This is a genomic window from Actinomadura fibrosa (genome assembly GCF_900659615.1).
GTDB classification, from domain to species: domain Bacteria; phylum Actinomycetota; class Actinomycetes; order Streptosporangiales; family Streptosporangiaceae; genus Spirillospora; species Spirillospora fibrosa.
This window is the reverse complement of record NZ_CAACUY010000505.1, coordinates 1-2222: the sequence shown is the minus strand read 5'-3', so window position 1 is coordinate 2222 and position 2222 is coordinate 1. Positions and strand designations below refer to the sequence as shown.

Genomic DNA, 2222 nt, shown 5'->3' with positions numbered 1-2222 from the left:
CCGCGAGCCGCTGCCCGCGGGCGGCGGCGCGGACGAACGCGGCCAGCCGGTCGCGCTGGGCGGCGGCCTCCTCGTAGCGCAGCTCGGCGGACAGCCGGTCGATGCGCGCCCGCGCGGCCGCCATGACGGGCCGGACGTCGCCCTCCATCACCTTCCGCGCGGTGGCGGCGTGCTGCGCGTAGGCCCCGGCGGACTCGCGGCCGTCGCACGGCGCGCCGCAGCGGCCGATCTCGGCGAGCGCGCAGGCGCGGGCCTTGCCCCGCTCGATCAGCCGGAGCGTGAGCCGCTGCGTGCACTGCCGCAGCGGGACGGCCTCGTGCAGCGCGGCGCGGGCCTCCTCGGCCTGGTGCCGGGAGGAGATCGGGCCGAGGTAGCAGGCGCCGTCGTCGCGGCACTCCCGCACGATCGACAGCCGGGGGAACGGCTCGACGGTCAGCTTCAGCCACATCGCCCGCTCCGGGAACTTCGAGCGGCGGTTGTAGCGCGGCTTGCGCTCGGCGATCAGGCGCAGCTCGCGGACCTCGGCCTCCAGCCCGGTCGCGCACACGATCGTCCGGACGCGCTCGGCGAGCCCGACCATCTCGCGGACGCGCCGCCGGGTCTCCGAGCCGGTGAAGTAGGTGCGGACGCGGGAGCGCAGGTCGCCGCTCTTGCCGACGTAGAGGGCCTCGCCGTCGGCGTCCTCGAACAGGTAGACGCCGGGCGCGTTCGGGACGCCGTCGGCGAGGTGGCGCTTGCGGCGCTGCTCGGGCGTCGGCGCCTTGGCGAAGCCGCGCAGCTCCTCCAGCGAGGTGACGCCGAACGAGCCGATCCGCTCGATGAGGCCGTGCAGGACCTCCACGGTGGCGCGGGCGTCGGCGAGCGCCCGGTGCGTCGGCTCGGTGCCGGTGCGGAAGAACCGGGCCAGCGTGCCGAGCTTGCAGTTGGGCACCTCGTCGCGGCTCAGCACCCGGCGGGCGAGGTCGACCGTGTCGACGACGGTGAAGGCGGGCCAGGCGTAGCCGTGCCGGGCGCAGGCGGCCTTGAGGAACCCGACGTCGAACGGGGCGTTGTGCGCGACCAGGACGCAGCCGCGGGCGAACTCCAGGAAGGCGGGCAGCACCGAGTCGATCTTCGGTGCCGCGGTGACCATCGCGGTGGTGATGCCGGTCAGCGCGGTGATGAACGGCGGGACGGGGCCGCCGGGGTCGACCAGCGTGCCGAGCTCGCCCAGCTCCACTCCCCCGCGCACCTTCACGGCGCCGATCTCGGTGATGGCCGAGTCGGCGGCCGAGCCGCCCGTCGTCTCCAGATCGACCACCACGAAAGTGACCTCGGAGAGAGGTGTGCCGAGGTCGTCCAGGGTGCCCTGGACGTGCGCAGCCGTCATGCCGGGGACCGTAGAGGACGCCACTGACAGAAGTTCTGACCGCTAGGGTTGTGGGCGCGCTCGCACGTCCCGCCGGGCGGGGGCCGCGGGGGACGGCCCGGACGGGTCCGGGCGCGGCCGGCCGAGCGTCAGTTCGCGCCGGTCGTCCGCGTTCGTGCTGGTTAGGGTGCGTGCCGCCCGGGAAGGGACAGCCCACCGGCGGCGCAGCCCGGAAGGAGCGGGATCATCGACAGCGGCCCCGAGGCGAACCGCGGCGACCGCGAGCCGCCGGAACGCCCACACCATCCCGGAGAGCCCCCCGCGCCCGGCCTCGGGCCGGGACCGGCGCCGGCCGGGGACAGCGGGCGCGAGCCGCCGCGATCCCCGCAGGCGCCCGCGGCCGACCCCCCGGACGCCGCCGGCTCCCCGGACGTCCAGGGGCCGCCCGGAGGGGCCGGTCCGGAGTCCGCCGCGTCGCGCGAGAGCCTGGGGCGGCCGCTGCCCGAGGCGGTCCGGCAGAGCGTGGTGGAGGCCGCCGCCGAGCTGATCGGCGCGCTGCCGCCCGACGAGGTCCCCGTCCCGCTGCGCCGGTTCGCCCGGTTCGAGCGCCGCAAGCGGGCCAAGCTCGCCGGGCAGCACATCGCGGCGCTGCTGGAGAAGGACGCCGGGTTCCGGTCCCGCGTGGCCGGGCCGCTGCGCGACGCCCAGCCCGAGCTGGTGGAGGCGGTCGAGCACGGCGACGTGCCGCCCGCCGCCGACCCGGTGCGGGTCGCGGTGCTGGCCTACCTGCTGCGCCCCGCGGGCTGGACCGGGCTCGTCGAGGCGGCCCGCCGGGAGCTGGAGCGCTCCGCGACCGCCTCGGAGGGCGAGGCCG

1 protein-coding gene and 1 pseudogene are annotated in these 2222 nt (G+C 77.1%); one reads left to right on the top strand and one right to left on the bottom strand.

Annotation, left to right across the window (positions count from 1 at the left end; all coding sequences use genetic code 11):
* The coding region (locus E1300_RS49125; RefSeq protein ID WP_131764104.1) for a DEDD exonuclease domain-containing protein at positions 1-1369 on the bottom strand (1369 nt) is incomplete at its 3' end.
* Between the two features lie 501 nt (positions 1370-1870).
* Between E1300_RS49125 and E1300_RS49120 the strand changes: the two are divergent.
* Positions 1871-2222, top strand: a pseudogene (locus E1300_RS49120) (NYN domain-containing protein); the annotation flags it as partial.